The sequence below is a fragment of the bacterium genome (genome assembly GCA_021371935.1).
GTDB lineage: Bacteria > Armatimonadota > UBA5829 > UBA5829 > UBA5829 > UBA5829.
Genome location: JAJFVF010000013.1, coordinates 62,182 through 80,129 on the forward strand (window position 1 = coordinate 62,182; position 17,948 = coordinate 80,129).

General features: G+C 49.6%; 19 protein-coding genes. 14 read left to right on the forward strand and 5 right to left on the reverse strand.

The window, feature by feature from the left end:
* Positions 1-26: 26 nt before the first annotated feature.
* The 8 genes from LLG46_10355 (at position 27) to LLG46_10390 (ending at position 5,653) form a co-directional block, all read left to right on the forward strand.
* Positions 27-221, forward strand: a complete 195-nt coding sequence (locus tag LLG46_10355; protein MCE5323699.1) for a hypothetical protein — start codon at positions 27-29, stop codon at positions 219-221.
* Between the two features lies 1 nt (position 222).
* Positions 223-1,080: an ATP-binding protein gene (locus LLG46_10360; GenBank protein ID MCE5323700.1), complete on the forward strand. Its 858-nt coding sequence runs from the start codon at positions 223-225 to the stop codon at positions 1,078-1,080.
* Positions 1,061-1,663 carry a class I SAM-dependent methyltransferase gene (locus tag LLG46_10365; GenBank protein ID MCE5323701.1) on the forward strand — a complete coding sequence of 201 codons (603 nt, stop codon included), beginning with the start codon at positions 1,061-1,063 and terminating at the stop codon, positions 1,661-1,663. The genes LLG46_10360 and LLG46_10365 overlap by 20 nt, the downstream gene beginning before the upstream one ends.
* The gene (locus LLG46_10370; GenBank protein MCE5323702.1) at positions 1,663-2,550 is read left to right on the forward strand and encodes an ATP-binding protein; all 888 of its coding nucleotides are present in this window, start codon (positions 1,663-1,665) and stop codon (positions 2,548-2,550) included. Before LLG46_10365 ends, LLG46_10370 begins: the two co-directional genes overlap by 1 nt.
* 3 nt (positions 2,551-2,553) lie before the next feature.
* A complete protein-coding gene (locus LLG46_10375) occupies positions 2,554-3,783 on the forward strand; it encodes a P-loop NTPase (GenBank protein MCE5323703.1) in 1,230 nt (409 codons plus the stop codon).
* A 50-nt stretch (positions 3,784-3,833) separates the two neighbouring features.
* Entirely contained in the window at positions 3,834-4,406 is a 573-nt protein-coding gene (locus LLG46_10380; GenBank protein ID MCE5323704.1) for a Spy/CpxP family protein refolding chaperone, read from the forward strand.
* A 91-nt stretch (positions 4,407-4,497) separates the two neighbouring features.
* Positions 4,498-4,911: a PadR family transcriptional regulator gene (locus LLG46_10385; GenBank protein ID MCE5323705.1), complete on the forward strand. Its 414-nt coding sequence runs from the start codon at positions 4,498-4,500 to the stop codon at positions 4,909-4,911.
* A 172-nt stretch (positions 4,912-5,083) separates the two neighbouring features.
* Positions 5,084-5,653, forward strand: a complete 570-nt coding sequence (locus LLG46_10390) for a PEP-CTERM sorting domain-containing protein (protein ID MCE5323706.1) — start codon at positions 5,084-5,086, stop codon at positions 5,651-5,653.
* 57 nt (positions 5,654-5,710) lie between these two features.
* On the opposite strand, the gene dinB is transcribed toward LLG46_10390, so the two are convergent.
* Together dinB and LLG46_10400 are read right to left on the reverse strand one after the other, a co-directional pair.
* Positions 5,711-6,916 (reverse strand): DNA polymerase IV, encoded by a 1,206-nt coding sequence (gene dinB, locus LLG46_10395; protein ID MCE5323707.1) that lies wholly within the window; start codon positions 6,914-6,916, stop codon positions 5,711-5,713.
* Positions 6,917-6,920: 4 nt separating this feature from the next.
* On the reverse strand, positions 6,921-7,232 hold the full coding sequence (locus LLG46_10400; GenBank protein ID MCE5323708.1) for a hypothetical protein: 312 nt from the start codon (positions 7,230-7,232) through the stop codon (positions 6,921-6,923).
* 78 nt (positions 7,233-7,310) lie between these two features.
* Between LLG46_10400 and LLG46_10405 the strand changes: the two genes are divergently transcribed.
* From LLG46_10405 to LLG46_10415, 3 genes are all read left to right on the forward strand, one after another.
* Entirely contained in the window at positions 7,311-8,141 is an 831-nt protein-coding gene (locus tag LLG46_10405) for a kinase/pyrophosphorylase (protein ID MCE5323709.1), read from the forward strand.
* A gap of 338 nt (positions 8,142-8,479) precedes the next feature.
* Positions 8,480-8,731 carry a hypothetical protein gene (locus LLG46_10410; GenBank protein MCE5323710.1) on the forward strand — a complete coding sequence of 84 codons (252 nt, stop codon included), beginning with the start codon at positions 8,480-8,482 and terminating at the stop codon, positions 8,729-8,731.
* A gap of 545 nt (positions 8,732-9,276) precedes the next feature.
* On the forward strand, positions 9,277-10,095 hold the full coding sequence (locus LLG46_10415; protein ID MCE5323711.1) for an aminoglycoside 6-adenylyltransferase: 819 nt from the start codon (positions 9,277-9,279) through the stop codon (positions 10,093-10,095).
* Positions 10,096-10,300: 205 nt separating this feature from the next.
* On the opposite strand, the gene LLG46_10420 is transcribed toward LLG46_10415, so the two are convergent.
* The 3 genes from LLG46_10420 to LLG46_10430 all read right to left on the reverse strand — a co-directional run bounded on the left by LLG46_10420 (position 10,301) and on the right by LLG46_10430 (position 13,309).
* On the reverse strand, positions 10,301-11,266 hold the full coding sequence (locus LLG46_10420) for a P63C domain-containing protein (GenBank protein ID MCE5323712.1): 966 nt from the start codon (positions 11,264-11,266) through the stop codon (positions 10,301-10,303).
* The gene (locus LLG46_10425) at positions 11,263-12,135 is read right to left on the reverse strand and encodes an IS1595 family transposase (protein MCE5323713.1); all 873 of its coding nucleotides are present in this window, start codon (positions 12,133-12,135) and stop codon (positions 11,263-11,265) included. The genes LLG46_10420 and LLG46_10425 overlap by 4 nt, the downstream gene beginning before the upstream one ends.
* A gap of 193 nt (positions 12,136-12,328) precedes the next feature.
* The gene (locus tag LLG46_10430) at positions 12,329-13,309 is read right to left on the reverse strand and encodes a hypothetical protein (protein ID MCE5323714.1); all 981 of its coding nucleotides are present in this window, start codon (positions 13,307-13,309) and stop codon (positions 12,329-12,331) included.
* Between the two features lie 223 nt (positions 13,310-13,532).
* On the opposite strand from LLG46_10430, the gene LLG46_10435 reads away from it, so the two are divergent.
* The 3 genes from LLG46_10435 to LLG46_10445 all read left to right on the forward strand — a co-directional run bounded on the left by LLG46_10435 (position 13,533) and on the right by LLG46_10445 (position 17,885).
* Entirely contained in the window at positions 13,533-14,231 is a 699-nt protein-coding gene (locus tag LLG46_10435) for a hypothetical protein (GenBank protein ID MCE5323715.1), read from the forward strand.
* A 59-nt stretch (positions 14,232-14,290) separates the two neighbouring features.
* Complete coding sequence (locus LLG46_10440; protein ID MCE5323716.1) at positions 14,291-15,550, forward strand: ATP-binding protein; 1,260 nt, start codon at positions 14,291-14,293, stop codon at positions 15,548-15,550.
* A gap of 514 nt (positions 15,551-16,064) precedes the next feature.
* Entirely contained in the window at positions 16,065-17,885 is a 1,821-nt protein-coding gene (locus LLG46_10445) for a hypothetical protein (GenBank protein MCE5323717.1), read from the forward strand.
* Positions 17,886-17,948 lie beyond the last annotated feature (63 nt).

Below are 17,948 nucleotides of genomic sequence, written 5' to 3' on the forward strand. Positions count from 1 at the left end.
GATTAGTTTCAGAAAGGAGTCATATCATGCCAAGAGGAGACGGAACCGGACCTGCTGGAGGTCGAGGAAGAGGTCAAATGGGCGGCGGACGCGCATCTGCCGGACCGGGCGGCGATTGTGTATGCCCATCGTGCGGACATCGCGAGGCTCATGAGCGCGGCGTGCCATGCGTGGAGAAAACTTGCCCCAAGTGCGGCACAAAAATGGTCAGAGCACGCTGATATGATAATTGCGGTAGCCAGCGGCAAAGGCGGAACGGGAAAGACGACCGTCAGTACGAACCTTGCACTTGCTCTTTCGAGCACGCACCGGGTGCAGTATCTCGACTGCGATGTTGAAGAGCCTAACGGGCACATTTTCCTGAAACCGCAGATCGAGTCGACCGCTGTAGTCACTACTCCCGTTCCGGTAATCGACGAGTCGAAATGCACGGTCTGCGGCAAGTGTAAGGACATATGCAGATATAATGCAATTGTGCTTCTCGGCAAGAGTGTGCTCACATTTCCCGAACTCTGTCATGGCTGCGGAGGATGTTCGCTCGTATGTCCGACCGGCGCACTGATCGAGACTCAGCGTGAAATCGGGTTCATAGAGCAGGGCAGAGCGGGCGATATTATGTTTGTCAATGGAATGCTGAACATCGGCGAAGTGCTTTCACCTCTTGTGATAAAATATGTCAAGGAACGCATAGACGATGATTCGATCGCGATAATAGACGTGCCCCCCGGCACATCCTGCCCGGTGGTCGAAGCGGTGAAAGGCACAGATTATGTTGTGCTCGTTACCGAGCCGACTCCATTCGGTGTGAACGATCTCAAGCTGGCAGTGGATATGCTCAAGGCATTAAATTTGCCATTCGGAGTGGTTGTCAACAGAGCCGATGCGGGCGATGAGGCCGTTTTTGACTACTGCCGCGGCGAGTCGATAGAAATACTGATGAAAATCCCGGATGACAGGCGAATAGCGCAGGCATATTCGAGGGGCGAAATGGCTGTGTGCGCGGTTCCTGAGTGCCGGGCACAATTCACGGATTTGGCTGCGGCCATAAAAGGAAAATTTGATGAGTATTGCGGAAACTGAAAATGACAAGTATATAGCAGAGATGGGCTACAGCATACTCGGCGAGTATATGCAGGCTGTAAAGCTTGCCGCGTTCGATCCGAATGAGCAGGTTTTCGATGTTGCGACGGGTTCCGGTAGAATGGCCTCTACTCTTTCGCAGGCAGGCTATAATGTGCTTTCGGGCGACATAGACCCGGACGCCCTCGAAAGAGCAAAAGCCCGGCTTAAAGAAAGTGGGCTTGGCAGTGTGAAGTTTATAGATCTGGACGCTTCCGATATGGCATACGATGGCGAGTTCGCCTCAGTAATGTGCGCAAATGCGATCCATCACTTTGCCGACCCGATCCTGGTGATATCCGAGATGGCCAAAGCCTGCGCCGACAGCGGCAAGCTGGTTATAATGGAGTTCAACACAAAAGGTTTCGAGGTCATGGAGATTCTGCATAAGGACCACGACAAAGGCCTGCATGAGAGAAGCGCTATGGATTCGCAGGGGATCGAGTCTCAACTGAAATTGCACTTTGTGAATGTAGAGTGTCACAGTCTCACACTAAATAACGTATGGATCGCGTCCGGCAAGAAGCCGGCTTCGGATAAATGATAAAAGAAATCGTAGTAATAAGCGGCAAAGGCGGGACAGGCAAAACGAGCATCACCGCTGCATTTGCCACTCTTGCAAAAAATATAGTAGTTGCGGACTGTGATGTGGATGCCGCCGATTTGCACCTGGTGCTTTCGCCGCAAATCGAGCGCACCGAGGATTTCACAGGCGGCAAATGCGCGAGGATCGAACCAGGCCTATGTATGGGCTGCGGCAAATGTGAGTCGATCTGCAGGTTTGAAGCGGTGAGTCTCAACGGTCCGGCAAACGACCTGATTGCAAAGACTTATTTGATTGACCCAACCGAGTGCGAGGGCTGCGGAGTATGCGCAAAATTTTGCCCTACTGATGCGATTGTCATGGAAGATGATGTTTCAGGGCAGTGGTTCGTATCCAGGACGCATGTCGGTCCGATGGTGCATGCCAAGCTGAAAGCCGGAGGCGAAAACTCTGGAAAACTGGTGACCCTGATACGAAATGAGTCGAGATCGATAGCCGAGTCTGTCGGAGCGGATATAGTGCTCACCGACGGTCCTCCCGGTACAGGCTGTCCGGTAATTGCATCGCTTACGGGTGCGAGCATGGCGGTAATAGTGACCGAGCCGACCATGTCGGGCGTGCATGACCTAAAGCGGGTTGCGGAGCTTGTTGAGTATTTCAAGATACCCGCAAGTCTGATTATAAACAAATGCGATATCAACTCGGATAAGTCCGATGAGATTGCCGGTTTTGCAGAGTCGCATAATATAGAGATGCTCGGTCGTCTGCCGTATGACCCTGACGTCACAAAGGCGCAGATAGCTGGCATGAGTATCACGCAGTATTCGGATAATAATATAAGCAGACTGATCCGGGATATATGGGGTCAGCTGGAACACAAGGAGTAATAAATGTCTTGTAATGAGAATTGTGACGGCAAGCATGAGTGCGGCTCATGCGCAGCCAATAGCCCGCAGAGCGTCGATGAGTTCATGGAGATGATGAACCGCGAGGAGACTCTGCGGCGCATCAAGCACAAAATAGTGGTCCTTTCGGGCAAGGGCGGCGTCGGCAAGAGCACAGTTGCGGTGAACCTGGCCGTATCTCTGGGCCTCAATGGCAGCCGTGTCGGTCTGCTGGATGTCGATATCCATGGTCCCAGCATTCCCAAGATGCTGAATCTGGACAACCACGTGCTCGAATCGGACGGCGTTAAGATGACCCCGGCGCAGGTCGGCAACATCAAGGTGATGTCCATCGGTTTTCTGCTCAAGAGTGAGGACAATGCCGTGATATGGCGCGGACCCATGAAGGCCGGTGTGATAAAGCAGTTTGTCGAGGAAGTAGACTGGGGCGACCTCGATTACCTGATAGTAGACTGCCCTCCGGGAACGGGCGATGAGCCATTGTCGGTCATCCAGACCCTGCAGGGTGCGGATGGCGCGGTAGTTGTTACGACACCTCAGGATCTGGCACTTGCCGATGTCCGCAAGTCTATACGGTTTTGTGAGCAGCTCGAACTGCCTGTGCTCGGCGTGATCGAAAACATGAGCGGTTTTGTCTGCCCGCATTGCGGCGAAGTGGTCAATGTATTCAAATCAGGCGGCGGTGAGCAGATGGCGATCGAAATGGGTGTACCATTCCTCGGCCGTGTGCCGCTTGACCCGATAGTTGTATCCGCCGGTGACGACGGCACTCCATATATCTACAAATACGGCGACTCCACCGCAGCCAAAGCGTTTGAGAGTATTGTCGATACGCTCAATGAAAACCTGACACCAAAAAGCAAGGAGGAACAGAAAATGCTTATAGCACTTCCTACGTCCGACGGCCAGCTTTGCATGCACTTCGGCCACTGTGAGAAGTTTGCGATATTTGAAGTCGACCCCGATGAGAATAGGATCATCGCGAAGACGATTCTGATCCCGCCGCCGCATGAGCCGGGTCTTTTGCCCAAATGGCTCCACGGAGAGGGCGTGAGCGTGGTAATCGCGGGCGGAATGGGTCAGCATGCGCAGGAACTCTTCTCGCAGTCCGGGGTAAAAGTAATCACCGGCGCGCAGCCTGCCGAGCCTGAGAGCGTTGTGATGGCTTATCTTAACGGCACGCTCGAAACTGGTGAAAATGTTTGCGACCACTAAGCTTATAAGGTAAAATGCAGAATAATTCCTATTCAAAGGAGCGACGGACAATGAAGACAAAGTTGTTTGCTGTTGTTTTGGTAGTGGTAATTGTTGTAGCCGCCGGAACTGCAATCGCCCAGCGCGGCCGTGCTGGGATGGGGCAGGGCATGGCCAGACAGGGTGCCGGTCAGCCGTGCGGTCTAGGCCTTGGTTTAGGTCTTGGCCCTGCAGTCAGTGAACTCAAGTTTACTGATGCACAGACGACCAAGCTCCAGAGTATTCGCAGCAAATACCTTGCGGATACTCAGACGTCACGCACACAGTTACAGACGCGTCTAAAAGAGCTTGCGCAGCTTTGGACCGCTGAAAAGCCGAGCGAGTCCGCTATCCGCGGCAAGATCGCTCAGATTGACACGCTTCGAGCGAAGATCAGGAATTCAATGGTTAGCCGGACATTTTCAGTTATGAGTGTGCTGACAAAAGACCAGAAGACAAAACTGCGCAGCCTGGTAAAGAGCCGACCCGGGTTCGGCGCAGGAATGGGCATGGGTCTGGGTCTCGGGTGTGACATGAACGGCGCAGGCTGCCTTATGGGCGGGTCTGGAAGCGGCATGGGATATCGCGGCGGTCAAAAGAAGTAGTTAATCCGAATACCGGACTGTAGAATCAAATTGTTTTCGGCGGGGACTTACGGTCAAGCCCCGCCGAGACAATAATGTTGGAGTTGATGCAATGCCAAGACGATGCTGTCGTCGCCATGGACCGGGAGAGCCGTGCACATGTGCGATGGGCAACTTATACAGATTTGTGGAGCCGGTAGTGCTATATCTGCTCAAAAAGAAGGGCAAGACCTATGGCTATGAGCTTGGAAAGGCACTCGGTGAGCATTCCCTGACGGACTCGATCATCGAGCCGGGGGCGCTGTACCGCACACTGCGGCGTTTGGAAGAGAACGGCTACGTAATCTCGAAGTGGGATGTCAGCGGTGCCGGTCCGGCGAAAAGACTATATGAACTTACCCCGGATGGCGAGAAGCATCTTAATGAATGGGTCACTGTACTAGATCAACTCGCTAATTCGATGTCGGGTTTCGTATCTGATGCTCGCAGTCTTCTGGAACAAATCTCTGTAGCGGACAGTGCATGACAGTATTTTTGTCGGCTGAAAAATATTCTCTGTCATAAAATCTTTCCCAACAATACCATTGACAAACGTCAAATCTTAGGATATAAAGAACAGGTTGGTCGTCACTGTGATACAAGTGTGGCAGTGGAATGCAAGTGTATCACAATATCTTAAGGAGAAGGGAGGAAAAGAAATGTACAGAGTTTTGCTGCCGATCATAATGCTTGTGCTTGTTGTGGCGGCTGTTCCGGCATTTTCGTTTAGTGCATCGGTTCTTTGTCAGGGTAATATCTGCGGAGGCGGTGGAATTCGCAATTACCAGTATGATGTCAGCGTGGCTGACGGGCTGATCTATCAGTTCCATGTGGGCACATGTGACCCGAACATTGCGGATTATTCGAACATATTGATGCCTGCTGGATGGAGTTTCAATATCTACAGCATTCTCGAAGACCATGCGGATAAATTCACACCCCATGGTCAGATATCGTCTGCCGACGGCTATTGCCAGTGGTGCGCGGTCTGGACTGACACTACGGGTCAGGGTATAGCGAGTGCGACATTCGGCTTCGACAACCCCAACAGTCCGCATGACGTCGGCTGGTTTATCAATTCCAGCAGCGCGGTCGAGAACTGGTCGATGCCGGTAGGGCTGGGTGATGGTCCGGTCCATGGTCCCACGGTTCCGGAGCCGTCGAGCCTGCTTTCACTGCTAAGCGGCCTTGGCGTTCTCGGTGGGGTCATTGCTCGGATGAAGAAGTGATACCTCTTTCAATCTAACTACCTCTTGATGCCTCTGCAGACCTGTGCAGAGGCATTTTTATGAGAATTTTTTCTTGTCGAACCCATGAACCTTCTCCAGAGCCTTTATCCCCACCAGGCTGGCGCGCTTGATCGCGAACTCTCCATATCTGTCATTGATCGCATCGAGCGCCTTTAAGAGGTTTTGGCCGCGGGGATCGGTGAACAGGTTCATCTGGTGAGCATTCTTCGCCAGGCTGGAGACACACACGCCTACCAGCCGGATAGCGCGCCTGTCGGAGTGCTGATCGAAGATCGACATGGCCGCTTGATATATATCGAATCCATCATCGAAGTATCGGCTGAAAGTCTTCCTGTAGCCGGCAAAATGCATATCAGCGTATCTGATCACGAGCGTGACAGTCTTTCCGGCGAAACCCTGCTCTCTGAGCCTGCGTCCGACCATCTCCGAAAGCCTCAGCAAGTGGCGAGCCACGAGGTCGAGGTCACGCGTATTGCGGCTGAGAGTGTAGGAGTGACTCACAGACTTGATGTCCGGCTTGCCGTAATATGGGATTATCGCTGGGTTATATATGCCGTTGCCCATCCCATGCAGCGCTTCGCCGAGCACCCCGAACTTCAGCTTGAGTATATTCTTGGGCGTCCGACCGAGCTGGCCTGCGGTGGTGATCCCCATTTTTTCGAGTTGGAGCCTGAGCCTTTCGCCGATGCCATGGAGCTTTTCCACGGGCAGGCTTTCAAGCAGATTTTTGACGTCTTCGTGCTTGATCTCAACCAGCCCGTCCGGTTTTTGTATATTAGCGGCGAGCTTGGCAAGCATTATATTCGGCGCAATACCCACAGAGCATGTCAGCCCGAACTCCGCTCGAATACGCCGTTTTATCGCACGGCCAATTTTCCATGCCCCGCCGAAGCGCTCCTGAGTGTGTGTGACATCCAGGAAGCATTCGTCGATGGAATATATCTCCATCAGGTCTGTGTAGTCGCCGCAAATATCGAATATACGCCGGGCGGTGTCGGAATACTTTGTAGTGTCTCCGGTCACGATAATCGCATCCGGGCACTTTTCGATTGCCTGGAAAGTCGCCATTCCCGAGTGGATGCCATATGGCCTGGCCTCATAACTTGCCGCAGCCACGACTGAGCGCTTCGCCAGGCTTCCGCCTACCAGCACGGGCTTGCCGCGCAGAGCTGGGTTGCATCTCTGCTCCACATTGGCGAAAAATGCATTCATATCCACAAGTATGATCGTGCGGTCTGTCATATTATCATCCTGAGCATATCTTGCTCAACGTCCATTCCAGAGTCAGCGAGTTGAAGCAAATCTCATACATGTTGGCCCCGACGGTTACGGAGTAGTGCCTGAGTTTTGCCGAGCCGATGTTGCTGCTCCATGCAAAATTAATTGTGCCGACCTTATAGTACCGGCTGCGCCACAGAAACCAGACAGGTTTTGCCTTACCTTTGTCGAATGCTGCTCCAACGCGGATCTGTTCATCAACCGCCGCTGTTTCCACGCTTATTACCTCTGCGCAGTAGTTTGTCATATGGATTGTAACGAACAGATGTTCGTTTGTCAAGTAGTATATACCCTGAAGGAATAGATTTGTTACATGTCAAATTGAGACTCAAAGCACAATACGGCTGTGGAGGCAGATATGACACACGATCAAACCAGGCATTCAGTAATTTTCGCGGTTTCGGACGCAAGCGGCGAGACAGCCGAGCGTATTGTCCAGTCGGCACTGGTGCAGTTCAAGGACGCCGATGCGACGATTATCCGCCGCAGCCAGGTCAACACACCTGACCAGGTAAAGTCGGTGGTTCAAGAAGCCGCGGATAATGAAGCTCCAATCGTGCACACATTGGTCTCCAGTGATCTTCGCGCTCTCATACTCGATCAAGCAAGGCTCTTGCATGTTGAGGCCGTGGACCTGATGGGCCCGGTGCTGGACCGTCTGGCAAATTTGCTCAAGCTCCATCCGATGCAGCAGCCTGGGCTTTTGAAGCAGCTGATCGACGCCAGGACCAGGGAGATCGAGGCTGTGGAATATGCTTTCCGGCACGATGACGGTCAGCGCCCCGAGGGTCTTGATCGAGCGGATATCGTGCTGGTCGGGATATCGCGGACGATGAAGACGCCGACTATGCTATATCTGGCATATCGCGGATGGTTTGTGGCGAATGTGCCGATTGTGCCTGAGATTCCTCTGCCGGATGAGCTTTTCAAGGTGCCGGTGGAGCGAGTGTTTTGTCTGTATATGTCTCCGAGCCGATTGCAGGAACTACGTCGGGTGCGCGCAGCTTCATTGAAGTTGCCTGAGGAGCCGTATGCATCGATTGAGTTTATCCGCCAGGAATTACAGCATGCCCGCAGACTCTGCGCAGAGCATGGCTGGAGAAATGTCGATACTACCGATAAATCAGTCGAGGAGGCGACCAGGGAGATACTTACTCTGCTTGCTGTGGATGGTTTGGGACCAAGGTAGTCAAAAAGTTAGCCATATGCGGTTTCGGGAAAAGGGTTTCCCGAAACAACGAAACCAATATTGACTATCGGATAAAAACAGGATACATTAAGGCTGAGCCAGTTGTTGTATGTGGGCTGCAGTATAGCAGTTCAGATGCCGCGGCGGGTTTTAATTCTGATGGTCCGGGATTAGAATTCCCGACAATCCTTAAATTGCGCAGGCTACGGGAACTAACTATCTCGTTTATTTGTCAGGTAGTATTGCGTTTGGCGCCGTTCTCGAAGCATGAAAAATCGGCCAAGAAATACGCGTCTATTTATATAACACTGAAGAATCAGGGGCGGGAGGTAACAACAATGCGGACAGACAAGGAGCGGCAGGATTGGACCACCAACGCGTGGACCCATTCGATCTTTTCCGGGCTTGTGTGTGGTGTGATTATGGGCATTACCATGAAGAGTTACGGTGGGGTAGCATTATTGCCGACCATATTGGCTTTCTATTATCTCATCGCGAGGCGGAACCTTGGATTTCTACGGCTTCAGCAAGCAATAGCAACAGCTATTATGCTGCTGATCGGTTTGAATTGGGAATGTTCATTCGGATGATATTGCTTAATGCAGCAAGATCTCAATAAGTGGAGCGTAAGGGCGGCAACAGGATTCGAAACATAAGGAGGTAGATTGTGTCTCAAGATCAGCCAAGAGTCTGGCACTGCACGTGTGGCGCGGTAAATTTCGAGTCGAAGATAAGATGCCGAAAATGCAGAAAAGTGCGACCTGAAGGGGTTGTTTTTGTTCCTAAAAGCGTCGTCAAAAAATCGCGTTCTAAATTAGTCGGCTATTTAGTCGGTGCTATTGCGGCGATAATAACCCTAATCATATTAATGAACCTCTTTCCCGACAATCCGGGTTCACATTTTAGCTTGTCGAAATTTGGGGCCATCGTAGTCTTTTATACGGTATCAAGTTATGTAAATCATGCAAAATAGAGACAGACCCCCTATTTGATTGTTCGTATTAGTTGCTATGGCACCAGTCAATTTCCATATATGTGTTTGCGTGCTTCGGGAACTATACGCATTTGCGCATTCTCTTAGCAGAATCGTTGGCTCAATCGATAAAGATAGCGAATACTGGAGGATGTTGTGCATATGCAGAAAATAACCAAAACTTGGATTTCGGAAATCCTGGCCGGTGATGAGTCTATAAAGGGGTTAGTCCTGATTGGCTCACATGCGCAGTCGGACGTTGTGCCGGATGAGTGGAGCGATCTTGATCTGGTGGTCGTTGTTGATGACAAATCTGTTGACCACTACTATCCCACGACCGACTGGACTACCCAGTTCGGCGACCTCTACGCATTTCACTTGTCTAGTGGAGAGTATTTCAGTGCGATTCGCGTCCAATACACTGATGCCCAGCGTATCGATTTCGTCATCATCCCCGAATCATCTCTTAAATCTATTAATCACTGGACACAAAATCCGCTTCAGTTTGAAAATCGTTGCCTCTTTTCCCGGTCGCCACTTTTGGACCAAGTCCTGAGAATAAAATATCCGGAACATGTTCAACAAAAATGCACGTCTGAACAATTCGAGCGAATTGCTAACGATTTCTGGTTTAAGGGCATGCTTGCCGTCACCAAGGCAGCACGTAATGAATTACTGATAGCTTTGCATCTGGCTCTGGATATGATAAGAGATTGTCTGGTTTTATCCATGATGATCAGAGATCAGGCAACTGGTACGAATCATCACCGTGATGGGAGCATGGGAAACCACTTCATAGAATTACTTAACCCACCATTGAGCGGGTACACAGCCTTGGAAATTCTAAGCAGCATCGAAAGAAGTGCCATCAGCTTTGAATGTCTCGCTGCTCAGATGAACAGTGATTATGAAGACCATCGAAAGCCACTGCTGGACTATATCGTACGAGTGCGCACCAGTCTCCTCAGAAATGTTGACTAAGTTTTGTATGCTGCGGGAATGACGCATATACTCGGCGTTTTCAGTTTGCACAGCGTTAGTTCCTGCAGCTTTGCCAAGCCGATAAATTGCGCAGGTGTTGTGATTGGTGCCGTTCCATAAGCATAAAAAAGTACGGAATGTCCTAGTTTAAGGTAGCTTACTATATTAAGGGCTGATTGCATAATCAGCCCTTAAGCTACTGTTTTTATATTTCGTCTACATCAATAGGTTCTTCAGTTCCCGGAAGGACCGGATGCAAGCTAGGCTTTGGTAACGATCGCTGTATAAGCCGATGAAAAACACTCCATGTGGGCGCCGCCCTCATCAGTGCTATCACCTCTAATAGATGCCTTTCTAATGCAGGACAACCATGGTCTTCGGTCAAGTGTTGAAAATATTTGTGCTTTCGGCGTCCTTTATCATCTTTTGGAGTAAGACGTTTTAATTCATCTAGCACGCCAGGAGCTAATCGTTCATAAACAAGATCATTGGTCAGTTGTGCAACTCTAATAGGACGCTTTACCGACATTCCAGAATATCGCCAATTATTCAACCTAAACAATTGCTGATAGAATTCGTCTGGAAAACGTTTAGTCCAAGGCAAACGATAGTCGGTTATATATTTTGCGAGTATTTTTTGCAGTGCTAATCGATCTCGCACTTCCTGGTATCCGGTAGCTTCGTCCACAAGTGCGATTATGCCTACTGTCGCAAGCCCGCGAATAAGCAATTTGCATTTCTTGGCGATGTGCTTTTGTGAAGCCAAAAGCACATCGCCATCTTCGGCATCTATGAATACATTACAAACCATCGGCAATAGTTCGGCTGGATATCCAAAGGCTATTCCTCTATAACCTCCGTGAAGTGGCTTGAATATGATAGGTGCACATGCTTTCTGCAGTTCGTCTGATATAAACTTTCTCAGATTGTTTGCCGCCAAAAACGCTGGCATTTTGCTTTCCCCAGCAGCTCCTTGTCCTGCTTTTGCTTTTGCAGCCCTGCCAACAGCCTGCAAAAAACCTTGTTGCGTCAAAACTCGTCGACCGTCATTTAGAACTGCACAGGGGATTGTTGAAGCAGAAATATGCAGTTCCCCATCGTGTGTAGCATATGGTAGGTCTTGTTTTTGCTTCATGGAGTCTACAGTCGTCGACTTATTGGTTGTTGTCATAATGCTACCCCCAAACCTCTAGCGATCGTTAATGCAAACAGATCATTATTTTCCCGATGATTATGCCTGTAGCAAAATTCGTCGACATATTGTGGCAAGTGCCGAACACTTACTTTGTGAAATTGCCCAACAATACCACGCTTAAGGAGAGACCAAAAACTTTCAATATTATTTGTATGAAGGTCTCCGTCAACGTACCATACCTTGTGATTAACGGTCTCGTGTGGCAAAATCCAACTCATGCGCATGTAGCCACGATACTCGTCGGTTATTAGTGTAGATTCATTGCGGTTGACGTGTTCTCTAACCAATGCACACAGCGATCGAGATATTAGTTGTTTTGACCTCATGACCGCACATCTAACTTCGCCGTTTCGCTCTATCATTCCAACTACTGGAATCTTGTCAGTGCCACGACCACGCTTGTGAGGTTTTCCGTCACCCTTGCGAGGCTTACCGCCGATATAGGTCTCATCCATCTCAACTATTCCGGTTAGTAATGAGCGTTGATCTGCTTCCGCCATAGCGTTACGTATTCTCATACTTAAATACCAAGCTGTGTTTCGATGGACATCCAAGTCACGAGCTAATTGACGAGCAGCTATCCCCTTCTTGGCATTGAGGATTAGAGTCAGGGCAAGAAACCACTTTTGCAGTGGCAGGTGAGTATGGTGGAAGATCGTGCCTACAGTGACACTGAATGACGTATTGCAGTTGTTACAGTGATGGCGATGTTCTTCCGGCAAAGGAGTTGTGCGATCGGATTTGCAATACGGGCACACAGGAGTGCCGCTCCATCTAACTTGTTCAAGATAGTTAATGCAGTCCGATTCTGTAGGGAATTTCTCATATACAGATACGATATTCAAAACACAAACCTTCTACCATTTGCTAGGCTGGTTGTATTCTATCATGGTAAACAGGCATTGTCAAGGGATAATTCACTACCTTTTGCTAGGACATTCCGAAAAAGTATGATGCCCGCAATTTTTCGGGAACAAGTTTCCGAAACACCAAATATTCAGAGCATTACGCTTGCAGCTTAGCAAGTATGTATTGAACTTATGACATAGGGGCCATAGTCAGTCCGATACTCTGACCCAAACGGCCGCCGATGGCAGCGAAAAGATAGAGCGTGTCGTCTTCATAGAATGGACAGGGATCGCTGACACGCATGCAGTCATCACCGAAGAGCTGCCGGCTGCAAAATAGCCGTTGTGGTCCTATTGGCTGCAAACCTGCGTCAACTTCGACAGCAAATAAATCACTAAGCACTCCGCCTGGAACCCTGTTATCTTTCCAATCTTTGTGAAACACCACATACTGCTTCCCATGCCAGGAAAAAAGACATGGCGAACAGACAAAATACTCATCGGGTTCCTGAAGATCTCGATGCGAGATGATAGGGTTGTCATCGACATGCCAGCTTCGCGCATCGTTCGACCATGCGCGGTATAACCCATACCATGTAAAGGTATCCCAGGATTCCGGCTCATAAGCCAAGCTCATAAACAGCATAACATAGCGAAAAGGACCATCAGGGGATGTAAGACGAAACACTCGGGCGTATGCCGTAACATCGGATCCGGGAAGCATAGTATAATCGATGGCCACCCCGCCATATGTGAAACTTATACCATCTTTGCTGATGGCGTAATGCGTAAGCTCGTTGTCGCCATGGTAATAAAGAAAGAGCAGTGACTCCTCCGATATATAAACTGCGTAAGGACTTGACACATGCTCAACATCATAATGCGGTAACCACTGGTTCGAGATAATGGGGTTATCCGCATATTCGATCCAAGGACCGCGTAGGGATGACGCATAAGCCAGGCATATTCCCCCAGGTTCATTATGAGGTGCGTAATACATATAATATTTGCCGAGCGGATCAGAGCAGTAATCCTGTGCATTGATCACGCTGGGAAAAATCAAGTCATTACACGGATTGTATGCCATTTCCGATGGAGTAAGTAAGATCACTCCCTGTTTAAATCTCGGAAGGTTATCTGCCGAAAAACGTTGCATGGGTCTATTATTCATTTAATCCACCCTTTATCAAATATGCAGGCTATAATATTCTCTATAATCACTTATCAAGTAGATGCAATAGACATCACTATAATACGTATATACGTAAAAAAGCGTAGTATATCCTTTGTATGCTAATACGGGGACGACACCCATAATCAGCGTTTTCAGTTTTGCACGGCGTTAATTCCAGCAGCTTAGCCTATGTGTTATGATATCTCAAAGGAAATCAGTTATGGCACATACAAACAAAACAACCCCGCATCAACCAAGCCCCTGGCATAAGCAATGGGCAGGCAGAGTCTGCACACCTGAAGACATGGTCCGCTTTGTAGACTCAGTCGGCTGCTGCATGAGCATGGAACTGCCCGGATACCCGAATTTCCCGTATCAAAGCGCAGTGATTGGTGATGTGGAGCCGGATGTGCCCCACCCATGGTTCTGGAAAGACGATCTGCACATCGAAAAGCGAGTCTATTACACCCGTGTCTTCGGCGGCAAGCCATGCTTCATCTCATACGCCATGTTGCCTGCATTTATGGCCACAAACGGTGCAGTGTTCGACGAACTCGTGTTCAACGGCGTGCTCACGCCGGAGCATAGGCTGATCTACAGCATTATTGAGGCGAGCGGTCCCATTCCTATAAAGGACCTGAAGCGCCAACTCACCCCGGGCGCAAAGGCTGCTGCCGACCGCATCCTGCATGATTTCGACAGACAGTTCATCATCACCAAGACAGGCATCACCGGCAGGACCATGGGCACATACGGCTATATATGGGACCTGGTCGAGCGCTGGGTGCCGGATATGTTCACCGCCGCCGACCACCTTGGCCGCGACAAAGCCGAAGCCATGATCCGCAGCCATCTCACACAATACGGCATATCCCAGGACTCTGCGTTCTACACAAAGCTGCTGGGTTGGACAGGATAGAGCCTTGACCATACAAACTGAGCGGACTAGAATATCGGTGTAGTTCGGAGGTTTTGGTGATGAGTATTGCGGGATGTATATCGATATTCGGCTCGGTCCTGGATGATGAGGCGGTCAGTTTGATTCTGAGCCTGCTCGACGGCAATGGAGCGGATGATGAGCGGGGCAGGGCCGACCTGTTCGCGATTCTGGCTGAGAGCGCTGAGATGGCGAGTCAGCCTGTAATAGGAAACGCATGGCAGAACCACCTCATGAACGTTATCCTTGCCGATGACAATATATTCGCGCGCAAGGCCGAGATGGTAGGGCTCGATGGGATGGGGGAGTCCCTGGTGAGCCAGGTCGGCTCTGAACTCAAAGCCCTCAAGGAGCTGTATGATGCCGATGTCGACTCTATCCTGGCGGACTATCCCTCTCTTGACACATTCAAACCGATAGCCGCCTCACGGGTGGATGAGCGGCTGCTCGACCTCAAGAAGTCACTGAGCGGATGCTGCGACTGGTCGACATATCTCGAACGGATCGCCGGATATTATGCATCGAGCGGAACAGGGCTTTTCGGCAAATATTACGCTTTCAGGTGGCTGAGATCATCGGGTGGTGGCAAGCTCAAGGGCATAGAATCGCCGGACCCGATCCGCCTGGACGACCTGGTGGAATATGAATGGCAGCGCGAGGCCGTCTCTCGGAACACTCAAAAGCTGCTGGCGGGTCTGCCGTCAAACAATATGCTTCTCTATGGCGACAGGGGCACAGGCAAGTCTTCCACGGTGAAGGCCATGCTCAACGAGTATGCACATCGCAAGCTACGGCTGGTTGAAGTTGCCAAAGACGACCTCATCGACCTGCCGGACATCCTCTCGATCCTGCGCAAGCGCCCCGAGAAGTTCATCCTCTTCATCGACGACCTCTCATTCGAGGAGAACGAGACTCAGTATAAGGCACTCAAGGCAGTGCTGGAGGGCGGGCTTGAGGCCAGGCCGGTGAACGTGGCGCTGTATGCCACCTCGAACAGGCGCAATATAGTAAAAGAGCGCTTCTCTGACCGCCAAAAGAATGATGATGAGGTGCATCCCGGCGACACTATGCAGGAAAAGCTCTCGCTCTCGGACAGGTTCGGGATCAAGCTGCCGTTCCTCGCGCCCGACCAGGACGAGTTTTTGAAGATTGTCGAAACCCTGGCACAGCGCGCGGACATCAAGATGACCGATGACCTGCGAAAGAACGCGCTCTCCTGGCAGCACGCGCGATCAGGCCGCAGCGCGCGGCAGTTTGTGGACTACTGGATCGGTGAGAATGGGCTGCAGGAGACTAAGTAGCTACACAGTCGGCGCAGCCAAGACCATGAGCAAAATTCGCAAAATCGTCAAAACGAACTGAGCGTGAAATTAGAAATTTTAAGCGTGGGCAGTTCGTTTTTACGCATTATTCACAAGAAGTGTGAATAATGCTCTCGGAGCCCGTATTATGCGTTTCCCGCATAATACGGGGTAGCGGTTTTTTTTATATCACAAATTCATTCCTCTCACAATAACGCGAAATTGCGAAAACGCGAAAGAATTAATCATCAGTTAACAATATTCTCCCATGATTACAAGGCAACAACTCGAAAAAATGTGGTTAACAGGTCATGGTATTTTAGCTAAAAGCCGTTCAATAGTTGTGAACTGATCAGGAATTGCCTTGTTAAAGAGCGCTATATGACACGAATGTCCGAAACGAGTCTTTGAATATTGACAGGTAGGCTGGTTGGGGATAAAATGCGGTTGAGGCTATTAGTGATATGTAGCACTTGATAAGATATATTTTACTACAAGAAAAGGGAGAGAGAGTATGTTTGTGCAATATTGCAAGAATAAGCAATATTTGATTGTAGTATTAACACTAATCGCCGCTGTCTGCGCGGTGTTATTTGCTGGATGTGGAGGTGGGGGAGGTGGTGGAAGCCAGCCAATTACGCTGACACAAGATCAGGCGAATCAAATAGAAGCTGCCAGCACGGCTATAACAAATGCTATAACTACAAATGAAGAGAATGGATCCGATTCACCGCTAAATGATGCGGTAGCTGTTGCTCGACAGCAGCAAGGTGTCGAAAGTGCGACAGTCTCGAACGATGGTTTGATTGTTCGCTATTCTGCGGGCGGTACAGAAATGTGGGTGCATGATGATCCCGAAGATCAGCCTCCCACAGATATTCCAGATGTGCAGACCAGGACTCGGGAGATAATAAGTAGTAACCAAAGAATACGCCAATCGATAGGCAATCGGAATGCTGTGATAATAAATTCGTTTACGTATGAGACTGAACGTGCCGTCCGACTACCTTATTTTGAATCGATGAAGAATTTATTAGAGGCATCAGGGTTTACTGTGACACTGTACACTGAGGAAACATGTACTCCTGATATTCTGAAAGACCTTCAAGGCAATAGCCTGATTCTGCTCAGTGGGCACGGTTGCCTTACTGGTGACCCACAAAACCCATATTATACTATGGCAGGACGGTGGAAGACCTCTTACATCTTTACTTTCGACTTTTTGAAGGGCCGAATAGCTCGGCTGCATAATATAGACAATCGCGGTGATTTCTTTGCCGTCAATAGTGATTTCTGGTCGAGTGCATATGCGACAAAATCATTTAATCATGGACTCTTTATGAATTTAGAGTGTTCTGGTTCTGCTTTCGAATCATACAGGAATGCGCTATTTCAACATGGAATCGATGCATATACTGGATGGAGTGATGCACAGGGCACGGCAGTTTACACTGCATGGCGAATCATTGCTTACATGGTTGCTGGAAAGACACTACGGCAGGCTGTTGATGCATGCCCGGCGTCGTCGCTCCATGACAACAACGCGGATTTTTGGTATGGCCCTGATAGTAACCGAGACATTACGCTGGGTGGAAATAACGAGTGGACTGTACCAGATATCACCATTTCCAGCCCTTCTTCGGGGACTACTATACACTCTGTCTCTTGCACTGTAACCGGAACTATATGGCCATGGAATACATCCTGCCGTGCCACCATCAGTACAAGTGTCAACACCAGTGCACTGCCTGTAGACGACGATGGTAGCTTTTCTCAAACTGTTGCTCTCAATCCAGGTAGTAATGTGATTCGAGTGGCTGCATTTATGCCTTCCGCCGGTGGTTCGACTGCTACCGTCAATGTGATTGCAGATATACCTTCCCAATTGTTGGCGACTGAATTGTCATGGAATACTGATTACAATGATCTAGACCTTCACTTAACACCAGATTACGCTGAGCCATTCTCTACTGATGACTGCTACTACTACAATAAGAATCCATTATGGGGTGGCTCACTTGACTTTGATGATATAGATGGTTTTGGTCCAGAACATATCACAGCAGACTCGTTGCCTGATGGACGCTACAGGTTGTGGGTGGACTATTTTAGCCAACATGGTGTTACTGATGCAGTTGCTGTGTCAATTAGTGTGTCCACATTTGGGCAGAATACACGCTTTTTCCAGTTGAATACCAGTCGAGGATTCACAACTTTGCACCAAATATGGAATGTGTGCTATTTGGATTTTCCTTCTGGAGCTATCACACCAATTGATTCTCTTGGGACGCGAAGCCTTGGTGATCATTATACGCGTCCGGCAAAAAAGAAATGACCTGGTGCTACAAATATATCTTTTTGTATGCTGCGGGGGTGACGCTTATACTCGGCGTTTTCA

Coding starts and splice junctions, on each gene's coding strand:
- LLG46_10375 (MCE5323703.1), top strand. CDS start 2,554: ATGTCTTGTAATGAGAATTGTGACGGCAAGCATGAGTGCGGCTCATGC.
- LLG46_10415 (MCE5323711.1), top strand. CDS start 9,277: ATGCAGAAAATAACCAAAACTTGGATTTCGGAAATCCTGGCCGGTGAT.
- LLG46_10390 (MCE5323706.1), top strand. CDS start 5,084: ATGTACAGAGTTTTGCTGCCGATCATAATGCTTGTGCTTGTTGTGGCG.
- dinB (MCE5323707.1), bottom strand. CDS start 6,916: ATGACAGACCGCACGATCATACTTGTGGATATGAATGCATTTTTCGCC.
- LLG46_10360 (MCE5323700.1), top strand. CDS start 223: ATGATAATTGCGGTAGCCAGCGGCAAAGGCGGAACGGGAAAGACGACC.
- LLG46_10365 (MCE5323701.1), top strand. CDS start 1,061: ATGAGTATTGCGGAAACTGAAAATGACAAGTATATAGCAGAGATGGGC.
- LLG46_10435 (MCE5323715.1), top strand. CDS start 13,533: ATGGCACATACAAACAAAACAACCCCGCATCAACCAAGCCCCTGGCAT.
- LLG46_10420 (MCE5323712.1), bottom strand. CDS start 11,266: ATGACAACAACCAATAAGTCGACGACTGTAGACTCCATGAAGCAAAAA.
- LLG46_10430 (MCE5323714.1), bottom strand. CDS start 13,309: ATGAATAATAGACCCATGCAACGTTTTTCGGCAGATAACCTTCCGAGA.
- LLG46_10355 (MCE5323699.1), top strand. CDS start 27: ATGCCAAGAGGAGACGGAACCGGACCTGCTGGAGGTCGAGGAAGAGGT.
- LLG46_10380 (MCE5323704.1), top strand. CDS start 3,834: ATGAAGACAAAGTTGTTTGCTGTTGTTTTGGTAGTGGTAATTGTTGTA.
- LLG46_10410 (MCE5323710.1), top strand. CDS start 8,480: ATGCGGACAGACAAGGAGCGGCAGGATTGGACCACCAACGCGTGGACC.
- LLG46_10405 (MCE5323709.1), top strand. CDS start 7,311: ATGACACACGATCAAACCAGGCATTCAGTAATTTTCGCGGTTTCGGAC.
- LLG46_10385 (MCE5323705.1), top strand. CDS start 4,498: ATGCCAAGACGATGCTGTCGTCGCCATGGACCGGGAGAGCCGTGCACA.
- LLG46_10445 (MCE5323717.1), top strand. CDS start 16,065: ATGTTTGTGCAATATTGCAAGAATAAGCAATATTTGATTGTAGTATTA.
- LLG46_10440 (MCE5323716.1), top strand. CDS start 14,291: ATGAGTATTGCGGGATGTATATCGATATTCGGCTCGGTCCTGGATGAT.